Annotated in this window: 4 protein-coding genes and 2 tRNA genes; all 6 read left to right on the top strand. The window is 67.5% G+C overall.

The features are described 5' to 3' along the window. Positions 1-891 (top strand): hypothetical protein (locus QZ609_RS25520; RefSeq protein WP_295501003.1); only part of this gene is annotated, 891 nt, incomplete at its 5' end. A 6-nt stretch (positions 892-897) separates the two neighbouring features. After that, positions 898-2,595 (top strand): single-stranded-DNA-specific exonuclease RecJ, encoded by a 1,698-nt coding sequence (gene recJ / locus QZ609_RS25515; RefSeq protein ID WP_295501000.1) that lies wholly within the window; start codon positions 898-900, stop codon positions 2,593-2,595. Between the two features lie 35 nt (positions 2,596-2,630). Beyond that, positions 2,631-2,777 carry a hypothetical protein gene (locus QZ609_RS25510; protein ID WP_295500998.1) on the top strand — a complete coding sequence of 49 codons (147 nt, stop codon included), beginning with the start codon at positions 2,631-2,633 and terminating at the stop codon, positions 2,775-2,777. Beyond that, entirely contained in the window at positions 2,774-3,100 is a 327-nt protein-coding gene (gene fdxA / locus QZ609_RS25505; RefSeq protein ID WP_295500995.1) for a ferredoxin FdxA, read from the top strand. Before QZ609_RS25510 ends, fdxA begins: the two co-directional genes overlap by 4 nt. Before the next feature lie 89 nt (positions 3,101-3,189). Then, positions 3,190-3,265 (top strand) — tRNA-Asn (locus QZ609_RS25500). 82 nt (positions 3,266-3,347) lie between these two features. After that, a tRNA-Leu gene (locus tag QZ609_RS25495) sits at positions 3,348-3,438 on the top strand. Positions 3,439-3,441: the final 3 nt, after the last annotated feature.

The following is a 3,441-nucleotide window of genomic DNA, read 5'->3' as shown; positions in this document are numbered from 1 at the left end:
GCCGGGCTCCCGGTCGCTCCGTTGCCCTCAGCGCCCTACATGCGCCTGGCCGACGGCGGCAGCGCCGACACGCGCACCTGGGCCTGCCTGCAGCCGGTGCACATCCACGCCGCGCGCGACCACCTGGTGATGCTCGACCCGGCCCAACTCCGGCTGGAGGCGACCGACGCCGACGCCCTGCGCGCGGCCATCGCCCTGCTGCTGGCCGACATGAATCTGACCCTGGATGCACCGCACGCCGCTCGCTGGTACATCGCCGGTGTGCCGTTCGGCGAACTGATCGCCGCCGCCCCGCAGCGCGCCACCGGCCACAACATCGACATCTGGATGCACAAGGGCGAGCAGGAACGCGCCTGGCGCAAGTTCCAGAACGAGATCCAGATGACGTGGTACGACCACCCCGTCAACCAGGCCCGCGAGGCGCGCGGCCTGCTGCCGGTCAACTCGGTCTGGCTGTTCGGCCAGGGCGCGCTGGTCGATGCCCGCCCGATCGCGGACCGCATGATCGGCGACGACGCATTCTTCGCCGGCCTCGCCCGCGCCGCCAACGCGACCGAGCTGGCCGCCGACACGCTCGCCGCGCTGCCCGCCGACGGCACCAGCGCAGCCGTGCTGCTCGACGGTGCCGGTGGGCCGTTCCTGTCCGCCAACTGGTACGACTGGATCGAAACCCTCGGCGCCTACGACCGCGACTGGTTCACCCCCGCCGCCGACGCGCTGGCCGAGGGTCGCATCGACGCCGTCTCGCTGGTGCTGACCGGCGATTCGCACTACGCCCACTACCGCGTCACCCGCCGCGAGCTGGCCAATGGTCCGCTCGGCTGGCTGCGCCGCTTCCGCCGCGCGCGCACCTTGCGCGATGCGCTGTCCCCGCTTTCGATGTCCGCCTGAATCCGCATGACCCGCATCGCCATCCGCTCCCATTCCGCCGAGGCCGCCAGTACGCTGGCCGGCCACGGCATCCACCCTGTCCTGGCGCGCATCCTGGCCGCACGCGGCGTCGCCCGGCCTGACGAGTTGACGACCGAGCTGACCGACCTGCTGCCGCCGGCGCAGCTCAAGGGCATCGAGGACGCGGCGCGCTACCTGGCCGACGCCATCGCCGCCAACAAGCGCCTGCTGATCATCGCCGACTACGACTGCGATGGCGCCACGGCCTGCGCCGTCGGTGTGCGCGGCTTGCGCATGCTCGGCGCGCAGGTCAGCTACATCGTCCCGAACCGCTTCGAATACGGCTACGGCCTCTCGCCGGAGATCGTGGCGCTGGCCGCGCGCGAGAAGCCGGACGTGCTGGTCACCGTCGACAACGGCATTGCCGATGTGGCGGGCGTGGCGGCGGCCAATGCGCTGGGCATCGACGTGGTCGTGACCGATCACCACATGCCGGGCACGCAGTTGCCCGAGGCGCGCGTGATCGTCAACCCGAACCAGCCGGGCTGCGGTTTTCCGAGCAAGAACCTCGCGGGCGTGGGCGTGATGTTCTACGTGCTGCTTGCGCTGCGGGCCGAGCTGCGCGCGCGGGGCGTCTTCACGCCGCAGGACCAGCCGCGCCTCGACGCGCTGCTCGACCTGGTCGCGCTCGGCACCGTGGCCGACGTGGTCAAGCTCGATGCCAACAACCGCCTGCTGGTGGCGCAGGGGCTCAAGCGCATGCGCGCGGGGCGGATGTGCCCGGGCATCGCCGCGCTCTTCCGCGTGGCGGGTCGCGAGGCGCGGCGCGCGTCGACGTTCGACCTCGGCTTCGGCCTGGGCCCGCGCCTGAACGCAGCCGGCCGGCTGGCCGACATGTCGCTCGGCATCGAATGCCTGCTCACCGACGATTACGACCGCGCCATGGCCATCGCCGCTGAACTCGACGGCATGAACCGCGAGCGCCGCGAGATCGAGGCCGGCATGCAGCAAGAGGCCATGGCCATCCTGGCGTCCACGCTCGACAACATGGATGGTGCCAGCCGCCACACCATCGCCGTCTACAACGAGACGTGGCACCAGGGCGTGATCGGCATCGTCGCGTCGCGCATCAAGGACAAGTTCCACCGCCCCGTGATCACCTTCGCGCCCGGCGATGATGGTGTGATCAAGGGCTCGGGGCGCTCGATCCCGGGCTTCCACTTGCGTGACGCGCTGGACGCTGTGCACAAGCGCTGCCCCGGGCTGATCGTCAAGTTTGGCGGCCACGCAATGGCGGCCGGGCTCACGCTGCGCGAAGACGGCTTCGACGAGTTCGTCGCCACCTTCGAGGCCGTTGGCCGCGAATGGCTGACCGAGGCGCTGCTCTCGCGCGTGCTAGAGACCGACGGCGAGGCCGCGCCGGAATGCTTCACGCCGCAGTTCATCGAGCTGCTGGAAACCCAGGTCTGGGGCCAGGGATTCCCGGCACCGAGCTTCTGCGGGGAGTTCGACGTGCTGTCGCAGGCCGTACTCAAGGAGAAGCACCTGAAGCTCAAGCTCGGCCGCGGCAAGCAGCACTTCGACGCCATCTGGTTCAACCACGCGGAGCCGCTCGGCGCCTCTGCCTACGTGGCTTACCGGCTCGACAACAACACCTTCAACGGCATCACGCGCGTGCAGATGGTGATCGAACATGCGCAATAGCCAGGGCCACAAACCTTGCGCCAGCGCATAAACACATGCCAAAACTGTCTGACGGCACGCAGGTGATGCGGCTGTCGGGCACGGCGGGTGCGTTACAATACGAGATTGCCGGCGTCGCACTCACCATGGCTGCCACGACCCGCACCCCACGAATTCCTAGCATCAACTTCCAAGCGAAATGACTCACGTCGTTACCGAAAGCTGTGTCCGCTGCAAGTACACCGATTGCGTGGACGTCTGCCCCGTCGACTGCTTCCGCGAAGGCCCGAACTTCCTGACCATCGATCCGGACGAGTGCATCGACTGCGCCGTCTGCGTGGCCGAGTGCCCGGTCAACGCCATCTACGCTGAAGAAGACGTGCCCGCCGATCAGCAGAAGTGGATCGCCATCAATCTCGAGCTGGCGCAAGCCGGCTGGCCGTCCATCACCAAGACCAAGCAACCCCTGCCCGACGCCGACGACTGGAAGGACGTCAAGGACAAGGAACAGTACCTGGAACGGTGATCTCTAGCCCCTTTCACCGTCACCGCAAAAAGGTGTTGACGGGGAGAACGGAAACTAGTTAGAATTCATTTCTTCGCTGTTGCAGCGATTCCTCGATAGCTCAGTCGGTAGAGCGCCGGACTGTTAATCCGTAGGTCCCTGGTTCGAGCCCAGGTCGAGGAGCCAGAAAAAACAAAACGCCTCGCTTCGTGCGGGGCGTTTTCATTTGTGGCGTCGGTCTCGTGTATTGTCTGCACCGGACGTCCAAGCCCGGATGGTGAAATTGGTAGACACCGCGGACTTAAAATCCGCTGCGCCCTCATCGGCGCGTGCCGGTTCGATCCCGGCTCCGGGCACCAATC

The organism is uncultured Ralstonia sp., assembly GCA_913056305.1.
Classification (GTDB): Bacteria; Pseudomonadota; Gammaproteobacteria; order Burkholderiales; family Burkholderiaceae; genus Ralstonia.
Note: the sequence above shows the minus strand (reverse complement) of the source record. Positions and strands in the feature narration are given on the sequence as shown.

Coding starts and splice junctions, on each gene's coding strand:
- fdxA (WP_295500995.1), top strand. CDS start 2,774: ATGACTCACGTCGTTACCGAAAGCTGTGTCCGCTGCAAGTACACCGAT.
- recJ (WP_295501000.1), top strand. CDS start 898: ATGACCCGCATCGCCATCCGCTCCCATTCCGCCGAGGCCGCCAGTACG.
- QZ609_RS25510 (WP_295500998.1), top strand. CDS start 2,631: ATGCCAAAACTGTCTGACGGCACGCAGGTGATGCGGCTGTCGGGCACG.